Annotated in this window: 20 protein-coding genes and 2 tRNA genes; 11 read left to right on the forward strand and 11 right to left on the reverse strand. The window is 72.4% G+C overall.

Features of this window, described 5'->3' with window-relative positions:
- Positions 1–200: 200 nt before the first annotated feature.
- Positions 201–3140 (forward strand): ATP-binding SpoIIE family protein phosphatase, encoded by a 2940-nt coding sequence (locus CRP52_RS15285; protein ID WP_257032502.1) that lies wholly within the window; start codon positions 201–203, stop codon positions 3138–3140.
- A gap of 67 nt (positions 3141–3207) precedes the next feature.
- Here CRP52_RS15285 and CRP52_RS38205 read toward each other — a convergent pair whose 3' ends face one another.
- Together CRP52_RS38205 and CRP52_RS15295 are read right to left on the reverse strand one after the other, a co-directional pair.
- Positions 3208–3864: a hypothetical protein gene (locus CRP52_RS38205; RefSeq protein WP_179852802.1), complete on the reverse strand. Its 657-nt coding sequence runs from the start codon at positions 3862–3864 to the stop codon at positions 3208–3210.
- Between the two features lie 315 nt (positions 3865–4179).
- Complete coding sequence (locus CRP52_RS15295; RefSeq protein ID WP_257033070.1) at positions 4180–5949, reverse strand: phosphatidylglycerol lysyltransferase domain-containing protein; 1770 nt, start codon at positions 5947–5949, stop codon at positions 4180–4182.
- A gap of 401 nt (positions 5950–6350) precedes the next feature.
- Between CRP52_RS15295 and CRP52_RS15300 the strand changes: the two genes are divergently transcribed.
- Together CRP52_RS15300 and CRP52_RS15305 are read left to right on the forward strand one after the other, a co-directional pair.
- Positions 6351–7001, forward strand: coding sequence for a response regulator (locus tag CRP52_RS15300; RefSeq protein WP_229928260.1), 651 nt, complete (start codon positions 6351–6353; stop codon positions 6999–7001).
- Positions 6998–8143 carry a sensor histidine kinase gene (locus CRP52_RS15305; protein ID WP_097236911.1) on the forward strand — a complete coding sequence of 382 codons (1146 nt, stop codon included), beginning with the start codon at positions 6998–7000 and terminating at the stop codon, positions 8141–8143. Before CRP52_RS15300 ends, CRP52_RS15305 begins: the two co-directional genes overlap by 4 nt.
- An 84-nt stretch (positions 8144–8227) precedes the next feature.
- Here the strand turns inward: CRP52_RS15305 and CRP52_RS15310 are convergent.
- Positions 8228–8311, reverse strand: a tRNA-Leu gene (locus tag CRP52_RS15310).
- A 418-nt stretch (positions 8312–8729) separates the two neighbouring features.
- Between CRP52_RS15310 and CRP52_RS15315 the strand changes: the two genes are divergently transcribed.
- The 6 genes from CRP52_RS15315 to pknB all read left to right on the forward strand — a co-directional run bounded on the left by CRP52_RS15315 (position 8730) and on the right by pknB (position 17249).
- On the forward strand, positions 8730–9608 hold the full coding sequence (locus CRP52_RS15315) for an FhaA domain-containing protein (RefSeq protein WP_097236912.1): 879 nt from the start codon (positions 8730–8732) through the stop codon (positions 9606–9608).
- 46 nt (positions 9609–9654) lie between these two features.
- The gene (locus CRP52_RS15320; protein ID WP_097236913.1) at positions 9655–10200 is read left to right on the forward strand and encodes an FHA domain-containing protein FhaB/FipA; all 546 of its coding nucleotides are present in this window, start codon (positions 9655–9657) and stop codon (positions 10198–10200) included.
- A gap of 52 nt (positions 10201–10252) precedes the next feature.
- Positions 10253–11890, forward strand: coding sequence for a PP2C family protein-serine/threonine phosphatase (locus CRP52_RS39560; protein ID WP_097236914.1), 1638 nt, complete (start codon positions 10253–10255; stop codon positions 11888–11890).
- Between the two features lie 133 nt (positions 11891–12023).
- The gene (locus CRP52_RS15330) at positions 12024–13427 is read left to right on the forward strand and encodes an FtsW/RodA/SpoVE family cell cycle protein (RefSeq protein WP_097240105.1); all 1404 of its coding nucleotides are present in this window, start codon (positions 12024–12026) and stop codon (positions 13425–13427) included.
- Positions 13424–14881 (forward strand): peptidoglycan D,D-transpeptidase FtsI family protein, encoded by a 1458-nt coding sequence (locus CRP52_RS15335; protein ID WP_097236915.1) that lies wholly within the window; start codon positions 13424–13426, stop codon positions 14879–14881. Before CRP52_RS15330 ends, CRP52_RS15335 begins: the two co-directional genes overlap by 4 nt.
- A gap of 259 nt (positions 14882–15140) precedes the next feature.
- A complete protein-coding gene (gene pknB, locus CRP52_RS15340) occupies positions 15141–17249 on the forward strand; it encodes a Stk1 family PASTA domain-containing Ser/Thr kinase (protein ID WP_097236916.1) in 2109 nt (702 codons plus the stop codon).
- A 134-nt stretch (positions 17250–17383) separates the two neighbouring features.
- On the opposite strand, the gene CRP52_RS15345 is transcribed toward pknB, so the two are convergent.
- The 5 genes from CRP52_RS15345 to CRP52_RS15365 form a co-directional block, all read right to left on the reverse strand.
- Complete coding sequence (locus tag CRP52_RS15345; protein ID WP_097236917.1) at positions 17384–18196, reverse strand: class E sortase; 813 nt, start codon at positions 18194–18196, stop codon at positions 17384–17386.
- A gap of 37 nt (positions 18197–18233) precedes the next feature.
- Positions 18234–19379 carry a class E sortase gene (locus CRP52_RS37630; RefSeq protein WP_143685750.1) on the reverse strand — a complete coding sequence of 382 codons (1146 nt, stop codon included), beginning with the start codon at positions 19377–19379 and terminating at the stop codon, positions 18234–18236.
- Positions 19380–19384: 5 nt separating this feature from the next.
- Positions 19385–20047 (reverse strand): aminodeoxychorismate/anthranilate synthase component II, encoded by a 663-nt coding sequence (locus CRP52_RS15355; protein WP_097236918.1) that lies wholly within the window; start codon positions 20045–20047, stop codon positions 19385–19387.
- Between the two features lie 57 nt (positions 20048–20104).
- A complete protein-coding gene (locus tag CRP52_RS15360) occupies positions 20105–20284 on the reverse strand; it encodes a hypothetical protein (RefSeq protein ID WP_097236919.1) in 180 nt (59 codons plus the stop codon).
- Between the two features lie 69 nt (positions 20285–20353).
- A complete protein-coding gene (locus CRP52_RS15365) occupies positions 20354–21118 on the reverse strand; it encodes a DUF881 domain-containing protein (RefSeq protein ID WP_373560496.1) in 765 nt (254 codons plus the stop codon).
- 170 nt (positions 21119–21288) lie between these two features.
- On the opposite strand from CRP52_RS15365, the gene crgA reads away from it, so the two are divergent.
- Positions 21289–21537: a cell division protein CrgA gene (gene crgA / locus CRP52_RS15370; RefSeq protein ID WP_097236921.1), complete on the forward strand. Its 249-nt coding sequence runs from the start codon at positions 21289–21291 to the stop codon at positions 21535–21537.
- 355 nt (positions 21538–21892) lie between these two features.
- Here crgA and CRP52_RS15375 read toward each other — a convergent pair whose 3' ends face one another.
- The gene (locus CRP52_RS15375) at positions 21893–22786 is read right to left on the reverse strand and encodes a rhomboid family intramembrane serine protease (RefSeq protein WP_097236922.1); all 894 of its coding nucleotides are present in this window, start codon (positions 22784–22786) and stop codon (positions 21893–21895) included.
- A 228-nt stretch (positions 22787–23014) separates the two neighbouring features.
- Here CRP52_RS15375 and CRP52_RS15380 point away from each other — a divergent pair, with 228 nt between their 5' ends.
- Complete coding sequence (locus tag CRP52_RS15380) at positions 23015–23737, forward strand: DUF5324 family protein (protein ID WP_097236923.1); 723 nt, start codon at positions 23015–23017, stop codon at positions 23735–23737.
- 90 nt (positions 23738–23827) lie between these two features.
- Here the strand turns inward: CRP52_RS15380 and CRP52_RS15385 are convergent.
- Positions 23828–23900: transfer RNA gene (locus tag CRP52_RS15385), tRNA-Ala, on the reverse strand.
- A 188-nt stretch (positions 23901–24088) separates the two neighbouring features.
- The gene (locus tag CRP52_RS38905; protein WP_014137031.1) at positions 24089–24217 is read right to left on the reverse strand and encodes a DLW-39 family protein; all 129 of its coding nucleotides are present in this window, start codon (positions 24215–24217) and stop codon (positions 24089–24091) included.
- Positions 24218–24335 lie beyond the last annotated feature (118 nt).

A 24335-nucleotide genomic window follows, 5' to 3' on the forward strand; every position in this document is an offset into this window, starting at 1 on the left:
GCGGGCGGCCCGGCCTGCCACCCTACCGCCGTACGCCAAGGCCCCGTCCGGGTGAACCGGAGGTACCGGACGGCGCGCGCCGCGTGACACGCAACCGATCCTGATGAATCTCCCCGTTTCGGTATCAAGCCCGGCCCGGTCCGTGATTCGCTGGTATCCGCACAGCGCGCCTTCCTCCGGAGAGACGGCCGCCTCCAGGCGTGGCGGCCAGGCGGGAGCAGACCGAATCCATGGTGGCCGAGTCCAACTCCACACCGCGTCCGGCGGGCGACGGGACCGCACCGGGCGACCAGCCCACGGGCGTGGCCGCCCTGCTCCGGCTCGCCCCCGTCCTGGTGGACCGGTCCGGCCGGATCGCGCAGTGGAGCCGGGCCGCCGAGGAGCTGTTCGGCCACCGCGCCGAGGTCGCCCACGACCGCCCCGCCTCCGGCCTGCTGCCCGCCCTGGAGTCCCGGGTGCTCGGCCGCTGCGCCGTCCGCCGCCCCTGCGACGCCTTCGACACCCTCGCCGAGCTGACCTCGGCCGGCCGCCCCTGGGCCGGGCGGCTGACCGTCACCGACCGCGAGGAGCACCAGCGCGACGTGCTCTGGTGGGCCTACCCGCTGGCCGGCCCGTCCGGCGGGCTGCTCACGCTGGCCGCCGACGCCCGCCCGCTGCGCACCACCGGTCCGCGGCTCGCGCTCGGCGAGCGGCTGCTGCCGTTCGCGGCCACCCCCGCCGCCCGCGGAGGCTTCCACGGGCTGACCGCGGCGCTCACCCGGCCCGCCGACCGGGTCCCCGAGCCGCTGGCCCGGCTGCTGCCCGCCGCGCTGCGCGCACCGCTGCTGGCGGCGGTCGAGCACGGCGGTCTGCCCGCCCTGCGGCTGGACGCGACGACCGTGCTGCCGGTGCTGCCCGCCGACGCCCAGGGCGGGACGGCGCACGCGGCCGCCGGCCTCGGCCGCCGCTATCCGACGGCCCAGCAGCGAGCAGCCCGGGTCGGCCCGCCGCCGCAGCCCGAGCCGGCCACCCCCGTCCGCCGCCCGGCCGTCCCGGTGCCCGTACCCGCCCAGCGCGACACCACCCCGCGCGAGGCGATCGACCGCCCGGCCGTCCAGCCCGTACCCCAACCCGTCGCCCAGTCCGTCGCCGCCGTCAGCGGCGCCACCGCGGGCGGCGGCCCGGCCGTCCCTCCCCCGGCCTCCGGCCGGGAGGTACCCGCACCCACCGGAGGAGGAACGGCCATCGACCGAGCCGCCGTCGAGTCGTCCGCCAACGGCCACCCGACGCCCCCCGCCGACCAGGCCCCGGCCATCACCGGGCCCACCACCGGCCCGGCCCCGGCGCCCACCGCCCTGCCCGCCGCCGTGCCCGTCCCGGCCCCGGCGAACCCCGAGGCCCAGAACCAGGCCCAGAACCAGGCCCAGCAGCAGGCCCAGACCCGGACCCAGAGCCCGCCCCCGGCCTCCGGACGGCTCAGCCCGTTCCTCACCAACGGCCAGGCCGGCGAGCAGCTCGCCCTGCTGAACGAGGTCGGCGGCAAGGTCGGCACCACCCTGGACCTCGGCTTCACCGCGCGCGAGCTCTGCCAGGTGCTGGTCCCCCGGGTCGCCGACTTCGCCTGCGTGGACCTTGTGGACGGGCTGATCTCGGACTCCGAGCTGCCGGTCGCCCGCCCGGACGACGACACCATGCTGCGCCGGGTCGCCCTGGTCTACAACGAGACCGGCGGCGCCTGGGACCACGTGCTCTCCGAGGGCTCACTGGTCTCCATGCCCCGCCGCACCCCGCCGGGGATGGCCCTGCAGCTGAACCAGCCGGTGCTGGTCCCGGTGGTCAGCGCGGACGTCGCGGTCGACTACGCGATCGCCCTCGGCGGCGCCCAGCTGGCCCCGGTGGTCTCCGGCCGCTCGATGCTGGTCGTCCCGCTCTCGGCCCGCGGCACCGTGCTGGGCATCCTCAAGCTGCTCCGGCTGCCCGACCGCGCCCCCTTCGACGAGAGCGACGCCGCCACCCTCAAGGAGCTGGCGGTCCGGGCCGCGCTGTCGCTGGACAACGCCCGGCTGCACCGCGCCGAGGCCAGGGTCGCCACCACCCTGCAGCGCTCGATGATCCCGACCCGCCCGCCGCAGATCCCCGGTGTCCAGATCGCCCACCGCTACCTGCCCGGCGATCCCAAGGCCGAGGTCGGCGGCGACTGGTTCGACGCCATCCAGCTGCCCGGCAGCCGGGTCGCCCTGGTGGTCGGGGACGTGATGGGCCACGGCATCCACTCCGCCGCCGCGATGGGCCGCTTCCGCACCGCGATGCAGACCCTCGCCGCCCTGGACCTCCCGCCCGGCCAGCTGCTGCGCCACCTGGACAACCTGGCCCACAAGCTCGGCGACGACCACCTCGCGACCTGCCTGTACGCGGTGTACGACCCGATCAACCGGACCTGCGAGCTGGCCAGCGCCGGCCACGTCCCGCCCGTCCTGGTGCACCCGGACGGCACCGGGGAGCTGCTGGAGATCCCGGCCGGCGCCCCGATCGGCGTCGGCGGGGTGCCCTTCGTCGCGAAGACCATCGACGTCTCGGACGGCTCGATGCTGGTGCTGTGCACCGACGGCCTGGTCGAGGTCCGGGGCGGGGACATAGGAGCGGGCCTGGCCGCGCTCTGCGGGAACCTGATCGACCCGCAGCAGAGCCCCGAGCAGGCCTGCGACGAGGTGCTGCGACGGCTGCACACGGACGACCGCAAGGACGACGTCGCCCTGCTGGTGGCCCGCTTCGACGGGGTCGCCCCGTCCGAGGTGGCCACCTGGGACCTCACCGTGGACCACCGCGAGGTCCGCCGGGCCCGTTCGCTGGTCCGCGAGCAGCTGGCCGGCTGGCACCTGGAGGCGCTCAGCGACACCACCGAGCTACTGGTGAGCGAGCTGGTGACGAACGCCGTCCGGGTCGCCCGGGATCAGGTCAAGCTCCAGCTGATCCGGGTGGACAAGCTGCTGGTCGAGGTCAGCGACGACAACCACAACCTGCCCTCGCTGGAGCCCGCCGAACAGCTCGGCGAGACCGGCCGCGGCCTCACGTTGGTCACCAAGCTCGCCGAACGCTGGGGCACCGCCCGCAAGGCGGTGGGGAAGGTCGTCTGGTTCGAGCTCCCCCTCCCGCGCCCCTGACGGCGGGGTGCGGGCAGCGGTCCCGGGGCCGGCCGCCACCCGGCCGGCAGGCGGCGGACAAACTCCCTCAGGGGATGACGGCCCCCGCCGACCGGCGCCGCCGGGCCTCCACCGCGACCTCCCGGGAGGCGGCCGCGGCCACCGAGGTGGCGGCGCCGACCCCGGCCAGCACCCGCGGCCAGAAGTCCCCGAAGACCTCGACCGAGACGGCGATCAGCAGCGCGGTGATCACCGCGACCACGTGCTCCAGGCCGGCCAGGTTCGGCAGCACGACCGCCTCGCCGACCATCAGGGCCACCACCAGGCCGGCGGTGAACCAGGCCCGGCAGCGGAACGCGATGCAGATCGCCAGCGCCACCACCGCGGCCGACGGCCCGGTGTCCCGCACGTAGGCGACCCACTTCGGGAAGCCGAACAGGTGGCCCGGCCCGATCGCCACGCCGACCCGGGCGAACAGCGTGCCCGCCAGGGTGCAGGCGTAGGCCACCACCAGGGTCATCCGCCGGCCGAGCACGATCTCGGCGATCGCGAAGACCACGAACACCTGGGCCAGCGCCCCCCAGACCGGCAGGTCCAGCGCCGGAACGTACAGCGACAGCGGCGTCCGCAGCAGCGAGACGTCCAGCGGAAGCGCCGCCCGCACCACCCCGATGTGATTGACGAAACGCTCACCGCCCGGCAGGTGCTGGACGATGCTGAACAGCAGGATCAGAGACGTCGCCACCGTGGCCAGCGGAACGGCGGCGAACTTCTTCCGCACCACCGTGTCCCGGACCGTCGCGAACAACGTCCCCCACTCGGCGACAGCGGCCGTTCTGGCTAGCGCCAGCGGCCTCTTTCGCACGCCCCCCGCGTGGGTCCTGTGAATCACAACCGTTTCTCCCGAATCCCCGAACTCTCGACTACTTCAACATTAGAAGCCTCTTAACAAAGCCACATCGGCATGGATGGGGATAAGGGTCATCCTCAGGGGGGAGAGCGATCCCCCCGCCGGACCCCCCGTCCGGCCGATCGGCCCCCTCCGCCCCCCGGCGGAGGGCTACCCCTTCCCGTCCCGGGCCGCGACCGGCACCCGGGGCGCCACCACGGCGGCCCGCGCGTGCCGGCGGCGGAACAGGGCGGGCAGGCTCGGCGCGACGATGAAGCCCTCGGCGCGCGCGCTCGCGATGCCGATCCGCGGAATCTCGCTGCTCTTCTCGAAGAGCAGGTAGCGCGGCTCCCAAATCGGCCGGTACTTGGCATTCGCGCGGTACAGCGACTCGATCTGCCACCAGCGCGAGAAGAATCCGAGGACGGAACGCCACAGCCGCAGCACCGGTCCGGCGCCCAGGCGCGAACCGCGCTCGAAAACGGAACGGAACATCGCGAAGTTCAACGAAACGCGCTTCAGCCCCACGTCCTCGGCGCGCTGCAGGAGCTCGATCACCATGAACTCCACCAGGCCGTTCTCGGTGTCCCGGGCCCGGCGCATCAGGTCCAGCGAGAGCCCGTCCGGGCCCCAGGGGACGAAACTCAGCAGCGCCGCGAGCTCGCCGTCCCCGTCGTGGCACTCCAACATCACGCAGCGCCCGTCGCCCGGGTCCCCGAGCCGGCCCAGCGCCATCGAGAAGCCGCGCTCGGTCGCCCCGTCGCGCCACTCGTCGGCCTTGGCCACCAGCTCGGCCATCTCCGCCTCGGAGATCTCCTCGTGACGGCGGATCCGCACCGTGTACCCGGCCCGCTTGACCCGGTTGTAGGCCTGCCGGACCACCCGCATCGCGCGGCCGTCCAGCGAGAACTCGTCCAGCTCGACGATCGCCTCGTCGCCCAGCTCCAGCGCGTCCAGCCCGTGCCGGGCGTAGATCACCCCGGCCTCCTCGGAGGCGCCCATCACGGCCGGCGCCCAGGCGTGCTCGCGGGCCTCCGCCAGCCACGCGTCGATCGCGCCCGGCCACGCCTCCGGGTCGCCGATCGGGTCACCCGAGGCCAGCGAGACCCCGCCGATCACCCGGTAGGTGACCGCGGCCTTGCCGCTCGGCGAGAAGATCACCGCCTTGTCCCGGCGCAGCGCGAAGTAGCCCAGCGAGTCCCGCTCGCCCTGCTTGTCCAGCAGTACGCGCAGCTTCGCCTCGTCCTCGTCGCTCAGCAGCTCCTGACCGCGCGGGCTGCGGAAGGCCACGTACAGCACGAGCAGGAAGAGCACCGCGCCCGTCGCGTTGATCACGGCGTTCACCCAGGTCGGGGCGGCGATCACGGAGCGCAGGTGCTCGGACGGGGTGATGGTGATCATCCGGCCTACCGAGTACCAGAAGAGGTCCCAGAAGCCCGCGCCCTTCAGGTCGTTGGTCGCCCAGACCAGCAGCGCGCCGACCCCGCCGCCGAACACCAGCCCGCCGAAGAAGGTGGCCACGGCGGTCTTCGGGTTGGAGCGGTCGCCCTTGGACGTGAACTCCTTGCGCCCGACCAGCAGCGCCAGCACGAACAGGCAGGTCAGCACGGTGGAGACGTAGTTGAACCAGTGCTTGTTGAAGCGCTCGTCCGGCAGCGCCATGGCCAGCAGGTAGAGCAGCGCGAAGAGGCCGCCGAGCGCCACGTTGAAGATCCACGCGGCCCGCTTGCGCCGCCGCATCGCGACCGCGAGGAACACCGAGAGCACCGCACTGGCCAGGCCCGAGGTCATCAGGTACGGGGTGAAGTACTCACCCTCGTTGTGCTCGCTGACCTGGTCGCGGAAGGGCACCAGCAGCACCGTGGTCACGTTCAGCAAGGCGATCAGCCGCAGGTACCAGACGGACGCCACGGCGGCCCTCGGGCGCCAGCGGTCGAGCACGCCGACGGGCCGGGGCCCTGGGGACGTGGCGGACGGCTCCGACTTCACAGTGGACGACACAGCTCAATTCCAAACGATCAGATGGTGGGGCGCATCCGTGAACGGCCCGGCGCCGGGCGCCCGCACGGGCCCGACGGACTGACCGGCGACACCCGCCGGGACGTCCGCCCTGGTGGCGAAGCGGGCCGGAAAGAGTCAGCCAACTCCATGGTTCCGCACCGAGCCTGAGAATTACGTGAACCGGGTAGCGGATTCCCACCCCCGCCGAACGGCGGGGGTGGGACCCCACCGGACGTTCGGCATGCCGACCCGGCTACCCCTACCCTCGAAACGACCCACGCGGACCGCCCCCACCCGGCCGCCAGAACCGAGGAGGCACCATCACCACGACCCGCGTGCTGATCGTCGACGACGAGATCCTGGTCCGCTCCGGCCTCGGTCTGATCGTCGGCTCCGCCCCCGACCTGGAAGTGGTCGGCGACTGCTCCGGCGGGCAGGCCGAGGAACACGTCCAGCGCCTGCGCCCGCACGTGGTGCTGCTCGACATCCGGATGCCGGACCTCGACGGCATCTCCGTGCTGCGCCGGCTGCGCGCGCTGCCCGACCCGCCCGCCGTGGCGATGCTCACCACCTTCGACACCGACGAGTACATCGGCACCGCGCTGCGCGCCGGGGCGACCGGCTTCCTGCTCAAGGACACCGCCCCTGAGCAGCTGGTGCACGCCGTCCGGGTGCTCGCGGCGGGCGGAAACATCCTCTCCCCGACCGTCACCCGCACCGTGATCGGCGGCTACGTGGACGGCGGCGGCCCGGACGCCGAGGCCACCGCGCTCGCCCGCACCCTCACCGGCCGGGAGCTGGACGTGCTCGCACTGCTCGGCGAGGGCCTGTCCAACGCGGAGATCGCCGACCGCCTCTTCCTCGGCACCGGCACCGTCAAGGACCACATCAGCGCGATCCTCGGCAAGCTCGGCGCCGCCAACCGGGTCCAGGCAGCCGTCCTCGCCCACCGGGCCGGCCTGGTCCGGCCCAAGCCCGGCGACGGGGCATGACGACCGCCGACCAGCTGCCGTCCGGACGGCTCCCGGCCTGGTGCACCGCCCCCTGGCTGATGCTGCTGCTGCCCGTCCTGTACTCCCTGCTGGACGCCGCCCTGGTGGCCCGGGACGCCGCCTGGTGGCAGGTGGCCCTCTCCACGCTGGCCGCCGTCGCCCTGTTCTGGCGCCGCCGCTTCCCGGTCGCGGTGCTGCTGCTCACCATGCCCGGCAGCTGGGTGGACGAGATCTGGCTGGCCCCGATAACGGCCGTCTACACGGTGGCCGCCGAACGCCCCAACCCGCGGATCGTGGTCCCCTGCGGCGTCCTCTTCACCCTGGTCGAGTTCTTCCACTGGCCACTGCCCCCGGACCTCCTCGACGTGAGCCGGGCCACCGCGCTGGACGCCATCCAGGCCATGATGCTGGCCGCCGGCCCGGCCGCCACCGGACTGCTCGCCCGCACCCGCCGGGAGCTGGCCGCCCGCCTGGACGAGCTGACCCGCGGCCAGGAGCGGGAGAGCCGGCTGCTGGCCGAGCGGGTGCTGATCAGCGAGCGCGGCCGGCTGGCCCGGGAGATGCACGACGTGGTCTCGCACCAGGTCAGCCTGATCAGCATCCAGGCCGGTGCGCTCCAGGTCAGCAGCGCCGACCCGGGCGCGGTCGGCACCGCCCGCACCATCCGCGAGCTGGCCGTCCGGACCCTGGAGGAGCTGCGCCAGATGGTCGGGGTGCTGCGCGGCACCGGCGGGCTGCCGGACGCCCCGCTCGCCCCGCAGCCCCGGCTGGCCGACCTGCCCCGGCTGATCGAGGAGAGCGGGCTGGCCGCCGACGCCGAACTGCACCCCGGTGACCGCCCGTGGCCGGAGGCCGTGGAACGGGCCGCCTACCGCACCGTGCAGGAGGCGCTCACCAACATCACCAAGTACGCCCCGGAGGCGGCGGTGCACGTCCGGGTCCGGGCGAAGGGCCGCCGGCTGCGGGTCGAGGTGCGCAACGACGCCCCGCCGGTCCGCCCGGCCGAAACCCTCCCGGGCGGCGGCCACGGCCTGGTCGGCCTGCGCGAGCGCGCCCAGCTGCTCGGCGGCACCCTCACCGCCGGCCCGACCCAGGACGGCGGCTTCGAGGTCCGCGCCGACCTCCCGGCCCGGGCGACCTGAGCCGAAGGGGCCCTCGGAAGAACAACGGGGAACAAGAGGGAACAAAAAAGCCCCGCAGATCCGTAGATCTGCGGGGCTTCGCTGTGCGCGAGGGGGGAGTTGAACCCCCACGCCCTTTCGGGCACTGGAACCTGAATCCAGCGCGTCTGCCTATTCCGCCACCCGCGCATGGGTGTTGTCCTCGTTGCCGACCGATCTTCCGAACCGCTCGGTACCATGAGGACTTCGCGTTTCCTTGGACCGGCCTCCCTTCCGGGCGGCCCTTCCGACGTGGAAAACAGTAGCACGACCTGGGGGGCGGCTCCGAATCCGTTGTCCGACCGGACCGACCCCGCCCGAACTGCTGCTCGACGAACGCCTGCGCGAAGGGCCGGCGGGCGCTCCGACGGCCACACCTGGCGTGCCGTACCCGAAATGCGTCACCCTGTGTGTCCGAGCCCACCCCCGGGCACCACACGGTCCGGGAACCGTACGGAAGGGCCCGGCGTGGATACGATCAGTACGGAAGTACCGCAAGTAGGCGTGGCCGGTTCCCGGCGGGATCCGGCCGGCAGGCAGGCGAACGAACCCTGGAAGGGGGTGCCCCATGGGAGTGCTGAAGAAGTTCGAGCAGCGACTTGAGGGTCTCGTCAACGGCACCTTCGCCAAGGTGTTCAAGTCCGAGGTCCAGCCCGTGGAGATCGCCGGGGCGCTGCAGCGCGAGTGCGACAACAACGCGAGCATCTGGAACCGCGACCGCACCGTCGTGCCGAACGACTTCATCGTCGAGCTGAGCCCGCACGACCACGAGCGCCTCAGCCCCTACTCCGGGCAGCTCGGCACCGAGCTGGCCGGCATGGTCCGCGAGTACGCGGAGGCCCAGCGGTACACCTTCATGGGCCCGCTCCAGGTGAACCTGGAGAAGGCCGACGACCTGGACACCGGCCTGTACCGGGTGCGCAGCCGCACCCTCGCGGCCGAGGAGCCCCAGCCCCAGCCCCAGCAGTACGCCCCGCAGCAGCCCGGGTACGACCGCCCGCCGGCCGCTCCGGCCCCCGGCGCACCGTGGCAGCAGCCCGGCGCCGCCCAGTACAACGCGCCCCCGCCGCCGGCCGCGCCCCCCGCGGTGCCTCCCGGCCCGCCCGCGACCGCGACCGCCGCCGGCAACGTCCGCAACTTCCCCGGCGCCGGCCACGGCGGCGCCGCGGTCCGCCGCTGGGTCGAGGTGAACGGCGCCCGCCACCAGATCACCGGCTCGGCCTGCGTGCTCGGCCGCTCGACCGAGGCGGACGTGCGGATCGACGACCCCGGGGTCTCCCGCAAGCACGCGGAGATCCGGCCCGGTACCCCTTCGATGGTGCTCGACCTGGGCTCCACCAACGGCATCGTGGTGGACGGACAGCACACCCAGCGCGCTACGCTCCGCGACGGCTCGCGAATCGTCGTGGGCTCCACCACCATCGTCTACCGGCAGGTCGAAGGGTAGTGTCCGAATTGTTCGCGCGCCTCGCTCACCGACTGGCGGGACGGCCATGTCAGAACTGACCCTCACGGTCATGCGGCTGGGCTTCCTCGCCGTACTGTGGCTGTTCGTCATCGTCGCGATCCAGGTGATCCGCAGCGACCTCTTCGGCACCAAGGTGAACCCGCGCTCCTCCCGTCGCGGCGCGAGCGCCCCGGCCGCCGGCGGCGCCGCCCCCGCGGTCGCCGGTCGCGCCGCGCCCGCCCCGGCCCCCGCCACCGCGGCGGGCCAGACCCAGGGCGGCGGCGGGCGCCGTCGCGGCGCTCCGACCCAGCTCGTCGTGGTGCAGGGCTCGCTGGCCGGCACCACCGTGGCGCTGCAGGGGCAGACCATCACGCTGGGCCGCGCGCACGACTCCACCATCGTGCTGGACGACGACTACGCATCCTCCCGGCATGCCAGGATCTATCCGGATCAGACTGGGCAGTGGACGGTCGAGGATCTAGGCTCCACCAACGGCACCTATCTGGACCGGCAGCGCCTGACCGCGCCCACCCCGCTCCAGCCGGGCATGCCGATCCGTATCGGCAGGACCGTCATCGAACTGCGGAAGTAGTAGCGCATGAGGGACAGCATCCCGTCCATGACCCAGAGGGGGCACAGGTCGCATGACCCTGGTGCTGCGCTTCGCCGCCGGCTCCCACAAGGGACTGATCCGGGAGGGGAACGAGGACTCCGGCTACGCCGGGCCGCGGCTGCTGGCCGTGGCCGACGGCATGGGCGGCGCCGCGGCCGGCGAGGTCGCTTCCTCCGAGGTGCTCGGCTCGATCGTCCGGCTGGACGAGGACGTGCCGGGCGCCGACCTGCTGACCCTGCTGGGCGACGCCGTCCAGGGCGCCAACGACCGGCTCCGGCAGATGGTCGAGGAGGACCCCCAGCTGGAGGGCATGGGCTGCACGCTCACCGCCATGCTGTGGACGGGTCAGCGGATGGGCATGGTGCACGTCGGCGACTCCCGCGCCTACCTGCTGCGGGACGGTTCGCTGGTGCAGATCACCCAGGACCACACCTGGGTGCAGCGCCTGGTCGACGAGGGCCGGATCACGCCCGAGGAGGCCGAGACCCACCCGCAGCGCTCGCTGCTGATGCGGGCGCTGGACGGCCGCGGCCAGGTCGAGCCCGACCTGTCGATCCGCGAGGTCCGGGCCGGCGACCGCTACCTGATCTGCTCCGACGGCCTCTCCGGCCCGGTCAGCCACCAGACCCTCCAGGACACCCTCGGCAGCTTCTACTCGCCCGAGCAGACCGTGCAGGAGCTGATCCAGCTCGCGCTGCGCGGCGGCGGTCCGGACAACATCACCTGCATCGTGGCGGACGTCATCGACGTCGGCGCCACGGACACCATGAGCGGCCAGTTCAACGACGTCCCGGTGGTGGTCGGCGCGGTGGCCGACGCCCCGCCGTCCTCGGCCGCCGCCGACCGCTCGATCGCGGACACCCCGGCCGGCCGCGCCGCCGGCCTCGGCCGCAGCCCGCAGGGCGCCTTCGGCCCGGCCGAGGGCTACGAGGGCGAGTACGGCGCCGCAGCCGGCGGCTTCGGCCCCGCCGAGGGCTACGAGGGCGAGTACGGCTACGGCTCCGCCGAGCCCTCGGTCTACGGCACCGAGGACTTCGACGAGGAGCAGCCCCCGAAGCGCAAGCGCAGGGGCCTGACGATCTCGGTGGCCGCCCTGGTCGCGCTCGGCCTGCTCGGCGGCGCCGGCTACTTCGGCTACCAGTGGACGCAGGACCAGTACTACATCGGCGAGGAGGGCGACCACGTCGCCGTCTACCAGGGCATCAACCAGAACCTGGCCGGTCTGAGCCTGTCCTCGGTGCACGACTCGTACAGCAAGATCCAGCTCAAGTGGCTGCCGCAGGACCAGCGCGCGCACGTGAACAAGACCATCTCGGTCGGCAGCATCGGCGACGCCAACTCGACCATCCAGGAGCTCGACGGCTGGGTCCAGCTCTGCCAGCGGGCCGCGAAGGCGACGGCCCCGGCGCAGGGCACCCAGGCGACGCAGGCCACCCACACCGCGTTCGTGACCTCCACGCCCACCCCGGGCGACAAGGAGAGGAACCGCCCGGCCGCGGCGGCCCCGACCGGCACGCCCAGCACCACGCCGACCCCGACCCCGACCGCCCCGAGCACGTCCGTCCCGACGCCGAACGCCACCCCTCCGGCGGCCGGCGCGCAGGGTGACCAGCCCCCGCTGAGTGACGACGAGCTCAGCCGGGCCAACTCCTGCCCCAAGCAGCAGTGACGGCCGTGCCCCGACATGGGACCGCCCCGGGCGGTCTTGCCGGCCGTCAGGGAGCGGTCACCACGTGAGCAGCTACAACCTGAGCGAAGACACCGGCCGGTCCGCCCGGCGCCGGGCACCGGCCGGCCGCGCCGTGCCGCGCCGCCGGGGCAACACCACGATCTCCCCGCAGGAGGCGCCCAACCGGCGCAACACCGAGTTGGCCCTGCTGGTCTTCGCGGTGCTGCTGCCGGTCCTCGCGTACGCCAACGTCGGGCTCGCGATGGACTCCAAGCTGCCCGCCGGGATGCTCGGCTACGGGCTCGGCATGGGCGCCCTGGCGCTGGTCGCGCACCTGCTGGTGCGCCGCTTCGCGCCGTACGCGGACCCGCTGATGCTGCCGATCGCCACCCTGCTGAACGGGCTCGGGGTGGTGATGATCTGGCGGCTGGACAAGGCGGGCAAGCTGCTCCGGGGCAACTACCCGGCGGCCGAGAACCAGCTGATGTGGTCGGCGCTCGGGATCGCCGGCTTCATCGCGGTGATGGTCCTCCTGAAGGACCACCGGGTGCTCCAGCGCTACACCTACATCTCGATGGTGGTGGCCCTGGTCCTGCTCGCCGCGCCGGCCTTCTTCCCGTCCCGGGAGGAGGACTTCGGCGCCAAGATCTGGATCCGGATGGGCAGCTTCTCCATCCAGCCCGGCGAGTTCGCCAAGATCGTCCTGACGGTGTTCTTCGCCGGCTACCTGATGGTCAAGCGGGACGCCCTGGCGCTGGCCAGCCGCCGGTTCATGGGCCTGTACCTGCCGCGCGGCCGTGACCTCGGCCCGATCGTCGTGATCTGGCTGCTCAGCCTGCTGATCCTGATCTTCGAGAACGACCTGGGCACGTCCTTCCTGTTCTTCGGCCTGTTCGTGGTGATGCTCTACGTCGCCACCGAGCGGACCAGCTGGATCCTGTTCGGCCTGCTGATGTCGGTCGGCGGCGCGGTCGCGGTCGCCTCGACCGCCAGCCACGTGAAGATCCGCATCAACGCCTGGCTCGACCCGATGGCCGCCTTCGGCCCGAACCCGCCGAAGGGCGCCACCGAGCAGATCGGCCAGTCGCTGATGGCGCTCGGCTCCGGCGGAGTCACCGGCTCCGGCCTGGGCCAGGGCCGGTCCTGGCTGATCGCCTTCGCCGCCAAGAGCGACTTCATCCTGGGCTCCTTCGGCGAGGAGCTCGGCCTGACCGGCATGATGGCGATCTTCCTGCTGTACGCGCTGCTGGTGCAGCGCGGCCTGCGCACCGCGATCGCCGCCCGTGACCCCTTCGGCAAGCTGTTCGCGGTCGGCCTCGCCTCGGCGATGGCGCTGCAGGTGTTCGTCGTCGCCGGCGGTGTGACCGGGCTGATCCCGCTGACCGGTATGACCATGCCGTTCCTGGCCCAGGGCGGTTCGTCCGTGGTCGCCAACTGGGCGCTGGTCGCGATCCTGCTGAAGATCAGCGACAGCGCCCGGCGCCCGGGGGTCGAACCGGCCCCAGCCACCGAGGGCCAGGGAGGACCCGCCCGATGAACAAGCCGATCCGCCGGGTCTCGATCTTCTGCCTCGTGCTGATACTCGCCCTGATGGTGCGCACCAACTGGGTGCAGGGCGTCCAGGCCGACTCCTGGGCGAGCAACAAGAACAACAAGCGCCAGCTGTACGACCGCTACGCCCACCCGCGCGGCAACATCGTCGTCGGCGGCCAGCCGGTCACGAAGTCCGACTTCGTCAACGGCCTGCGCTACAAGTACAAGCGCTCCTGGGTCGACGGCCCGATGTACGCCCCGGTCACCGGCTACTCCTCCCAGGTCTTCGGCTCCAGCCAGCTGGAGAACCTGGAGGACGGCATCCTCTCCGGCACCGACGACCGGCTGTTCTTCCGCAACACCCTGGACATGCTGACCGGCGAGCAGAAGCGCGGCGGCGACGTCCTCACCACCATCAACGCCAAGGTCCAGAAGGCCGCCTACGACGGCCTGGGCAACAAGAAGGGCGCGGTGGTCGCGCTCGACCCGAAGACCGGCGCGATCCTGGCGCTGGTCTCCACCCCGTCCTACGACCCGGGCACCTTCTCCGGCAGCGAGTCCGCCGACTCCAAGGCCTGGACGGACCTCAACGCGGACCCGAACAAGCCGATGCTCAACCGGGCGCTGAAGGAGACCTATCCGCCCGGCTCGACCTTCAAGCTGGTCACCGCGACCGCGGCGTTCGAGAACGGCCTGTACCAGGGCATCGACGACCCCACGACGACGCCCGAGCCGTACATCCTGCCGAACACCACCACGCAGCTGAAGAACGAGAGCCCCAACGAGCGCTGCGAGAACGCCACCGTCAAGTCCGGCATGGACCAGTCCTGCAACACGGTCTTCGCCAAGATGGGCGACGACCTCGGCAAGGAGAAGATGCGGGCGCAGGCCGAGAAGTTCGGTTTCAACAGCACGATCGACACCCCGGTCCGCTCCGAGAAGAGCATCTTCCCGGACAGCGTCAGCCGGGACGGCACCGCCCAGGACTCGATCGGCCAGCACGACACCCGCGCCACCCCGCTCCAGATGGCCATGGTCTCCGCCGCGATCGCCAACAACGGCAGCCTGATGCAGCCGTACCTGGTCGACCAGGAGCGCTCGGCCTCGCTGACCACCATCTCCAAGCACACCGAGAAGCAGTTCTCCCAGGCGATGAGCCCGGCCACCGCGCAGAAGATGCAGGACCTGATGGTCTCGGTGGTGGAGAACGGCACCGGCACCAACGCCAAGATCCCCGGCCTCCAGGTCGGCGGCAAGACCGGCACCGCCCAGCACGGCGAGGACAACGCCGGACTGCCGTTCGCCTGGTTCACCTCCTGGGCCAAGACCTCGGACGGCCAGTCGGTCGCGGTCGCGGTGGTGGTCGAGGACGGCTCGCAGAACCGCGACGGCATCAGCGGCGGCCGGCTCGCGGCCCCGATCGCCAAGGCGGTGATGCAGGCCGCACTCGGCAAGTAGGGAGCGGAGTCCGGGTGAGGGGAATGTCACGATCGGCACCCCCCTCCGGATACCGGTCTGGTATCGGCCGACGGCTGACTCCGGTCCGATGCGGTACGACCGGTAGCGTATCCGCCAGCAGCGGGTGTGCCCGTTGCCGCCCGCGAGGCACCGCACGGCCCGGCCGGAGAACCGGTCGCGGACCGCACGGCGTCGTCCAGAGCGTGCGGGGACGCCTACGTCACAACCTCACCGGCGGGTGAGGGAGAGGGTCGGAACTATGGAAGAGCCTCGTCGCCTCGGCGGCAGGTACGAGCTCGGCGGCGTTCTCGGACGCGGCGGCATGGCCGAGGTGTACCTCGGTCATGACACCCGGCTCGGCCGTTCCGTCGCCGTGAAGACGCTCCGGGCCGACATGGCCCGGGATCCGTCGTTCCAGGCCCGGTTCCGCCGTGAGGCACAGTCGGCGGCATCCCTGAACCACCCCGCGATCGTCGCCGTGTACGACACCGGCGAGGACTACATCGACGGCATCTCCATCCCGTACATCGTGATGGAGTACGTCGAGGGGTCCACGCTGCGCGAGCTGCTGCACTCCGGCCGCCGGCTGCTGCCCGAGCGCGCGCTGGAGATGACCATCGGCATCCTGCAGGCCCTGGAGTACTCGCACCGGGCCGGGATCGTGCACCGCGACATCAAGCCGGCCAACGTGATGCTGACCCGGCAGGGCAACGTCAAGGTGATGGACTTCGGTATCGCCCGTGCGATGGGTGACGCCGGGATGACCATGACCCAGACCTCGGCCGTCATCGGCACCGCCCAGTACCTCTCCCCCGAGCAGGCCAAGGGCGAGCAGGTCGACGCCCGCTCCGACCTCTACTCCACCGGCTGCCTGCTCTTCGAGCTGCTGACCGTCCGCCCGCCCTTCGTCGGCGACTCGCCGGTCGCGGTGGCCTACCAGCACGTCCGGGAGGAGCCGCAGCCGCCGTCCGTCTTCGATCCCGAGGTGCGCCCCGAGATCGACGCGATCGTGCTGAAGGCGCTCGCCAAGGAACGCGACTACCGCTACCAGAGCGCCGACGAGATGCGCGACGACATCGAGCGCTTCCTCGACGGCCTGCCGGTGGCCGCCGCCCAGCAGGCCGCCTACGGCATGGGCGCGGCCGGCTACGGCTACGACCAGAACGGCTACCCGCAGCAGCACGACCCGTACGGCCAGACCAACGTGCTGCCGCAGCAGCCCGGCGGCGGCCCGACCACCGTCCTGCCGCAGGCCTCCGCCCAGCCCGGCTACGGGCAGCAGGGCGGCTACCAGGACGACGGCTACGGGCAGACCTACGCCGGACCCGCGGACGGCGGCAGCGACGACGGCTACGGCCGTGGCGGCCGGCGCGGCGACGACCAGCCGAAGAAGAGCAACACCTCCTGGATCGTGCTGGCGGTGGCCGCCGTGCTGGTCCTGGTCGGCACCTTCTTCGTGGCCCAGGCGATGTTCAGCAACAACGACAAGAAGGACGCCGCCAAGATCGCGGCGCCCAACCTGGTCGGCAAGACCCTGGCCGACGCCAAGACGGCCGCCGCCGCGGCCGGACCCAAGCTGGTGGTGACCGAGGGCGAGAAGCTCGCCTGCCCGGACACGAACATCAAGAAGGACCAGGTCTGCACCCAGACCCCGACGCCCGGCACCCAGGTCGCCGAGAACGGCACCATCACGGTGCAGGTCTCCTCCGGCCCGGCCAAGGCGCCGGTGCCGGGCGTGGTCGGCAAGCCGAAGGACCAGGCCACCAAGGCGCTCGCCGACGCCGGCTTCGGCAACGTCACCACCGAGTACAAGGACGACGACACCGCCGCGCAGGACACCGTCACCGCCCAGGACCCGGCGCCGAACACGCCCACCGACCCGACCGCCCCGATCAAGCTGACGGTCTCCCAGGGCAAGGCGAAGAAGGACGTCCCGAACGTGGTCGGCACCCAGAAGGACGACGCGCAGAACACGCTGCAGGGCCTCGGGTTCCAGGTCGACGCCTCGAAGACCACGCAGACCAACGACCCGACCAAGGTCAACACCGTCGCCCAGCAGTCCGTCCCGGCCGGCAGCAAGGCCCCGGTCAACAGCAAGATCACGCTGACGATCTACAAGGCGCCGGACAAGCCCGCGGTCCCGCCGCTGCAGAACGTCAAGCTCTCGGACGCCATCTCCCAGCTGACCAAGGCCGGCCTGGGCTACACCGTGGTCGGCCCGCAGGACCCGAACGCGATCGTCATGATGAGCAACCCCGGGGCCGGCACCCAGCTGGACCCGAACACCCAGGTCCAGCTCTTCACCAAGGCGGCCGAGCCGACCAAAGGGGGCGACCCCACCACCCCACCCGCCAAAGGGGACCACTAAGCCCCCGATATTCCCCTGGTTCAACTGAACCGGGGGCCGGGAGCCCGGTCGTACCGGAGCACGTAGCCCGAGGGCCCGCCGCAGCGGATGCGGCGGGCCCTCGGGCAGTTCCGGCACCGAACCGGCCGGCGGCCTCAGGAGTGGCGCAGCTCCGGCGGCGGGGTGCGCTTGGCGTCCATGTCGTCCACCCGCACCAGGCTTCCCCAGACCGCCATCCGGTAGCGCGAGGTGTAGACCGGCGTGCAGGTGGTCAGGGTGATGTACCGGCCGGGGCCCGCGTACCCGGAGCGCGCCGGGACGGGCGCCACGATGCCGGTGTCGTACTTGGAGGTCTCCGCCAGGGTGCTGTCGACCTGGTAGACGTACCACTTGTCCTTGGTCTCGACGACGACCGCGTCGCCCTTGTGCACGGCGTCCAGGTCGTGGAACTTGGCGCCGTGGCCGTCCCGGTGGGCGGCCAGCGCGAAGTTCCCGGCCGCGTCCCAGGGCATCGCGGCCTTGTACGGCTGCTCGTAGACCCCCGCCACGCCCTCGTCCAGGACCTCGGTGGAGGTGCCCATCCGGATCAGCACCTGGTAGTCCCCGCCCATCGCCGGGACGTGCAGGAAGCCGACGTCGTCGCCGACGGCGAACTGCTTCGGCGCGGGCGGGACACCGGGGGTGGCAGTGCCGCCGGGCGCGGCCGAGGGGGTGCTCGGGCCCGCCGCCCAGGTGCCGCGCAGCCGGTCGGCGGCGGCCGAGGCCGAGCGGTCGGCCTGCACGTTGGTCCACCACAGCGAGTAGGCCACGAACAGGCCGAGCACCAGGCCCAGGGTGATCAGCAGTTCGCCGAGGACGCCGAGCGCGGCCAGCGCCCGGCTCCGTCGACGACGGCCGCCGGCCTGCTCGGGCGGGGGGAAGGCCTCCTGCCCCGGTTCGGCCGGCTGCGCGGTCTCGTCGTCCTGCATCTGCGGTGCTCCCCCTCCGGGCCCGGCGTCCGGGCGGCTACCCGCCCGCGAGCGCGGCCGGCTTGCCTTGGCTGCGCGGCCGCTCCTCGATCATCTTGCCAAAGACGATGAGACGGAACTTCGACGTGAACTCCGGGGTGCAGGTGGTCAGCGTGATGTACCGGCCCGGCCCGGTGTACCCGGAGCCGTTCGGCACCGGCTTGATCACGCTCACGTTGGTGGGCGAGGTCTCCGGGATGCCCCCGGTGATCTCGTAGGTGTAGTAGCCGGCCGCGGTCTCCACCACGACCTTGTCGCCCTTGGAGAGCTGGTTGATGTACCGGAACGGCTCGCCGTGGGTGTTGCGGTGGGCGGCCAGCGCGAAGTTGCCGGTCTTGTCGCCCGGCATCGCGGTGCCGGTGTAGTGGCCGACCAGACCCTTGTCGAGCACCGCCGACTTGGAGGTGCCCTCGGCGATCGGGAACTTCAGGCCCAGCTTGGGCAGGTAGACGATGGCGAAGCCCTTGCCCGGCTCGAACACCTCGGGCTTGTTCGGGTCCGGGGCCGGCTGCCCGGGCTGGCCGGGCGGCGGGGCCGCGTCGAACTGCTGCTCCAGCCGGTTGCGGGCGCCGTCGGCGGCCGCGTCGGCCTGCACGTTGGTCCACCAGAGCTGGTACGCGACGAAGAGCAGCATCACCGCGCCGAGCGTGATGCACAGCTCGCCGACGAGCCGCGCGGCCACCACGGCCACGGACTCCTTGGGGCGCACCTGCCCGGCGGCCCGGCCGCTCGCCCGGCGCCGTCCGCTGCCCGAGCGGATCGCGGTACGGCCCTGGGCGGCCCGCCGGCGTTCGGCCCGGCCCCCGGTGGGCGGGACGGGCTCGGCGGCCTGCGCGCCGACGGCGGCGGGCAGCCGCAGCTGGAGGGTCTGGTCGGGCAGCCAGGGGTACTCGGGCCCGCCCGCCGGCGGCTCCTCGGCCTGCTCGTACACGCCCCAGGCGTCCTCGGGCACGCCCTGGCCCGGGTGCTCCGGACGGTACGGCGCACCGCCGTGGCCGCCGCCGCTCCCGTCGCCGTACGGCGCCCCGTGCCCGGGAGCGCCGTGCTGGAGGCCTTCGTAAGGCTCGACGCCCTGGTACTGCTGCGCGCTGCCGTACGGGGCCGCCTCCGGCTGGTAACGCCCCTCCGGACGCAGCGTGGTCACGCCGCTCAGCCCCGGCCGATCACCGGGGCGAGCCCGGCCGACCTGTCCACGGCCTGCGGGAAGCCGCACTCCGCGAGCCAGTTGGCGAGCATCCGGTGCCCGCCCTCGGTGAGCACCGACTCGGGGTGGAACTGCACGCCCTCGACCAGGAGTTCACGGTGCCTCAGGCCCATGATCACCCCGCTCTCGGTGCGCGCGGTGACCACCAACTCCTCGGGCACGGTGGACGGTTCGACCGCGAGCGAGTGGTAGCGGGTCGCCGTCAGCGGCGAGGGCAGCCCCTCGAACACCCCGCCGTCCTCGTGCTCGACCGGCGAGGTCTTGCCGTGCAGCAGCTCCGGCGCCCGGCCGACCACCGCGCCGTACGCGGCCGCGATCGACTGCAGGCCCAGGCAGACGCCGAACACCGGCAGCCCGATCCGCGCGCAGTGGTGCACCATCTCGATGCAGACCCCGGCCTCCTCCGGCGATCCCGGCCCGGGGGAGAGCAGCACTCCGTCGAAGCCCTCCTCCCCGGAGCGGCGGACGGCGTGTTCGACGGTCACCTCGTCGTTGCGCACCACCTCGCAGGTGGCACCGAGCTGGTACAGGTACTGGACCAGGTTGAAGACGAAGCTGTCGTAGTTGTCCACCACCAGGATGCGGGGCGGGGTCGGCTGCGTGGTCATGCGCGCGTGGTCTCCGTGGGGGGTGCGGTGCTGGATGGAAGTGACGGACCCGCCGGTTCAGCCGGCAGCGGCGCCGTCGCCGCCGTCCACTGTGACGTCACCGAAGGGGAGCAGCGGTTCCGCCCAAGGGAAGACGTAGGTGAAGAGGAGGTACACGATCCCCAGGATGAGGAGCACCGAGATGACGGCCTTCACCAGGAAGTTCCCCGGAAGGTGACGCCAGATGAACCCGTACATGGTGCTCCCTCGACGTAGCGGACTGGGGTCAAGAGTAGACCCGCCCTCCACGCGCGTGAGGCCGGTCCGCTACTGCTGCTGGCCCGCCGACCGCAGCTCGGTGGTGCCGGAGTAGCCGGGCAGGGTCAGGTCCCCGCTCTCCTGGACCTTCCAGCCCAGCCCGTACGCCTGGACGTACTTCAGGTAGGTGCGGATCGTCGGGTCCGACTCGACGGCCGAGCGCAGCGCGTCGGTCTTCCCGACCGCCTTGACCACGTACGGCGGGGAGTAGACCCGGCCCTGGAGCAGCAGGGTGTTGCCGACGCAGCGGACGGCGCTGGTGGAGATCAGCCGCTGGTCCATCACCTGCACGCCCTCGGCGCCGCCGCGCCACAGCGCGTTGACCACGGCCTGGATGTCCTGCTGGTGGATGACCAGGTCGTTGACGCCGGGCTCGGGGACGCCGGGGATGCGTGCGGTGGCGTTCGGCGGGGCGTCGTTGAGGGTGACGGACAGACCGCCGCCCTGCAGCGGCTCCAGGGCCGCGCCGACCCGCAGGCCGTCCAGCCGTGCCACGTCGGCGGGGTTGCTGCCCTGCTGTTCGGTGAGGTCCTGGGCGCGGGCCTGGAGGTCGGCGAGCTGGGACTGTGCCTGCTGGTTCTGCGCGCTGCGCTGGCGGATCACGTCGCCGAGGCTCAGCAGCGAGTTGTCGGTCCGCAGGTCGGTGCCGCGGGCGGTCTGTGCGCTGATGTAGAACAGCAGACCGGCGAGGGCGAAGACGGCGCAGGTCAGGACACGTCCGACAATTCGGGTGCCGGACCGGCGGGTAGGGGTGGGCTCCGGGGGAATCGACAAATTAGTCACCGTACCCTTATCTCCTCAAGACCCGCCGAGCCACTACGCTAACGGACGCCGGTGGCGTGTGCGGAGCGGTCCCCCTGGGCGTTCTCCCACAGCAGCTGCCGGCCGACTTCACCCGCTGCACCTCTGCGCGGTCTCACAGCGCATCGACAGGAGAACCCCTCGTGCCGAAGTCTCGACTCCGCAAGAAGTCCGACTACACCCCGCCCACCACGGCCGCGGTGAAGATCAGCTCGGGCCGCGGCTGGGTCGCGCCGCTGATGCTGGCACTGTTCCTGATCGGCCTGGTGTGGATCGTCACCTATTACGTGACCAGCGGCTCCTACCCGGTCGAGGGCTGGCGGAACTGGAACATCCTGGTGGGCTTCGGCTTCATCGCCGCGGGGTTCGGCGTCTCCACCCAGTGGAAGTGACGCTCCGCTCGTCCTGAGGCCCGGTCCGGGCCGACCCCCGCCGCTTCGGACGGCTCGTCCCGGGGCGGCGGTCAGGCATGCCCGGAAACGGACGGACACGTGCGGACCCGCACGGGAACCGGTCGGTTATCCGCACCATCCGACGGTCACGCTTATCCACATGGTTATCCACACTGGGGAAAAGTCTCCCCAGCCTGTGGATAACCTTCCGGGCGGAGACCGTCCCCAGCTGCGCACAGCTGCCCGACGGCAGGACGCTCGCACAGCAGGACGCGCGTAGAACAACAGTCCACAGCCGTGGCGGCGCACAGCCCGTGCACACCCCCGCACCCGCTGTGGACAAACGCCCGAGGCGTCACGCGCCGTAGAGGGACATCCCGATCAACAGCATCGCCGCCTCCAGGGCCACCGCCCCGCCCACCGCCAGCCCCTGGACCAGCCCGCGGCGCCCGCGCGGGGCGTACATCAGGCCGGCCGCGGTCAGCCCGCCCAGCACCAGGCCGCCGAGGTGCGCCCGCCAGTCGATGCCCGGGCGGGAGAACGTGACGATCAGGTTGAAGACCAGGAACGCCATCACCATGGCGAGCGGGCCCTTGTTCCGCAGCTGCATGACGATCGTGGCGCCGATCAGCCCGAAGATCGCCCCGGAGGCCCCCACCGAGTTCATCCAGTCCCCGGCCACCAGGAAGGCGAAGGTGCTGCCGCCCAGGGCGGACACCAGGTAGAGGGCCAGGAAGCGCAGCCGGCCGAGCGACTCCTCCAGCGCCGGGCCGAGCCGGAGCAGGACCAGCATGTTCAGCCCGATGTGCCACCACTCCAGGTGCAGGAACGCGCCGGTCAGCAGCCGGTACCACTGGTGCGGGCCGTCCGCGACGCCCGCCGGTCCGCCGAGGATGTCCCGCCCGGCGCTGAACAGCGACCAGGTCTGGCCCAGCCGCGGCGAGAGCACGTAGGCGGCCAGCAGCCAGACCACCACGTTGACCCCGATCAGCGCCCTGGTGACCAGCCCGCCGTCGGCGGTGGGCGTCCCGCCGAACCGGGTGGTCGCCCGCCGCGTCCCGGCGTGGCCGTTGCCGACGCACTCGGGGCACTGGAAGCCCACCGAGGCGGCCACCATGCACTGCGGGCAGATCGGCCGCTCGCACCGGGTGCAGGAGATCCCGGTGGGCGTCTGCGGGTGCCGGTAGCAGCCGGGCGACCCGGCCTCCGGGGACCGCTCGGCCGACGGCCTCGGCTCGTCCGGGAGCATCAGTGCTGTCCCCTTCCCGTACGCGTCCTCCGGAACCGTCAGCCTACTGCCGCGCCCCCTGCGCACGGCCCGCTCTCCCGGATCCGCTCCCGCCCCACCATCGCGCCTCTCCCCGCCGCGCCCCGCGTACGGCCCACCCCAGCGTGCCGCCGGACAAATCACCATGCATGATCAGCATTCAGGTGGATATGTGCATAAAGGACGGACGCCACCCAGGAGGAGAGACTCGTGAGCTTTTCGGACTCAGCCCGTGAGACGGCCACCAGGACCCGGGACACCGCCGCGCAGTTCGCGGACGGCGCCTTGCAGCGCCTCGGGCCCGCCTGGGACGCCGTCGGGCCGAAGGCCACCCAGGCCGCCCACAACCTCCGCGTCCAGTACGACCGGCATCTCGCCCCGCAGTTCGGCCACGCGTTCGCCAGCCTGCCCCCCGAGGCCCAGCAGAACACCCTGAAGGCCCTCCACCGGGCCCAGGAGGCCGCGCTGGCGGCCCGGCTCTCCGCGACCCGAGCCGCCGACCAGGCCCGCAGCACGGTCGGCCCCAGGGTCGCCCAGGCCGTCGGGGACGCCCGCGCCGTCGTCGGTCCGGTCGCCCACGAGGCCCAGTCCCGGGGCGCCGCCGCGCTGACCGCACTGCAGGGCAACGTCAGTTCGGCCGAGATCAGCGAGCTCGCCGCCCGCAACGCCCGGAAGCAGCGGTGCAACGGCTGGGCCACCGGCCTCGCCGTGGCCGGCCTGCTGGCCGTCGGCAGCGGCATCGTGGCCTGGCAGTGGTGGCGCCGGCACAGCAACCCGGAATGGCTGGTCGAGCCGCCGGCCGCGCAGGAGCCGCGTCCGTCCGGGGCCACCGCCGCCACCGCCCCGGTGAACGGCTCCGCCGAGGACGCCGCGGAGTCCCCGGGCGCCGAGCCCGGCAAGCCCGGCGACGGCGAGGGCCGCAGCGCGGACTGACCGTACGGAGGCACCGAAAGGGCCCGGAAACGCCGATCGGCCGCCGACCAGAACCCTGGTCAGCGGCCGATCGTCGACTGCTGCGAACTGTGGAGCATAGGAGACTCGAACTCCTGACATCTGCCTTGCAAAGGCAGCGCTCTACCAACTGAGCTAATGCCCCTCGACGGCACCGCGCGTGCCAACGGGCACTAGCGTACCGGGTTCCGGCGCCTTTCCCAGCGCCTCCCCCCGGGACAGTGCCATTCCCCGGAGGGAACCGGCCGGTCCGGTCGGTCGACCGGACCGGCCGGCCCAGGAGGCGCGGGTCGGCGCCTCCGAAGATCGTCGATCGTCAGATCGCCCGGAGGCTCAGCGGCCGGCCGGAACCGGGTCGGTGGCCTCGGTCCACAGGTCCTGCTCGGCGCGGTCCGCCTGGACCTGACGGTAGACAAAGAAGCCGCCGAGGGCGACCAGGGCGACCAGGAGAAGCTTCTTCACCGCGGGACCTCGTCCTTCTTGCGTTGGTGGACTCAAGAGCCGGATCCGGCCGGACTGACCGGGCCGACGAGTCCAGTTGTGTTTCGAGCGCGAACGGGCGGCCGGGTGCCAGACTGCC

Source organism: Streptomyces sp. 1331.2 (assembly GCF_900199205.1).
In the GTDB taxonomy this organism is placed as follows: Bacteria; Actinomycetota; Actinomycetes; order Streptomycetales; family Streptomycetaceae; genus Kitasatospora.

What these genes read in the sequence shown, in the direction of transcription:
- CRP52_RS15320 (WP_097236913.1), top strand. Translation starts at nt 9,655, where the DNA reads ATGTCAGAACTGACCCTCACGGTCATGCGGCTGGGCTTCCTCGCCGTA.
- pknB (WP_097236916.1), top strand. Translation starts at nt 15,141, where the DNA reads ATGGAAGAGCCTCGTCGCCTCGGCGGCAGGTACGAGCTCGGCGGCGTT.
- CRP52_RS15345 (WP_097236917.1), bottom strand. Translation starts at nt 18,196, where the DNA reads ATGCAGGACGACGAGACCGCGCAGCCGGCCGAACCGGGGCAGGAGGCC.
- CRP52_RS15360 (WP_097236919.1), bottom strand. Translation starts at nt 20,284, where the DNA reads ATGTACGGGTTCATCTGGCGTCACCTTCCGGGGAACTTCCTGGTGAAG.
- CRP52_RS15305 (WP_097236911.1), top strand. Translation starts at nt 6,998, where the DNA reads ATGACGACCGCCGACCAGCTGCCGTCCGGACGGCTCCCGGCCTGGTGC.
- CRP52_RS15335 (WP_097236915.1), top strand. Translation starts at nt 13,424, where the DNA reads ATGAACAAGCCGATCCGCCGGGTCTCGATCTTCTGCCTCGTGCTGATA.
- CRP52_RS15315 (WP_097236912.1), top strand. Translation starts at nt 8,730, where the DNA reads ATGGGAGTGCTGAAGAAGTTCGAGCAGCGACTTGAGGGTCTCGTCAAC.
- CRP52_RS15355 (WP_097236918.1), bottom strand. Translation starts at nt 20,047, where the DNA reads ATGACCACGCAGCCGACCCCGCCCCGCATCCTGGTGGTGGACAACTAC.
- CRP52_RS39560 (WP_097236914.1), top strand. Translation starts at nt 10,253, where the DNA reads ATGACCCTGGTGCTGCGCTTCGCCGCCGGCTCCCACAAGGGACTGATC.
- CRP52_RS15375 (WP_097236922.1), bottom strand. Translation starts at nt 22,786, where the DNA reads ATGCTCCCGGACGAGCCGAGGCCGTCGGCCGAGCGGTCCCCGGAGGCC.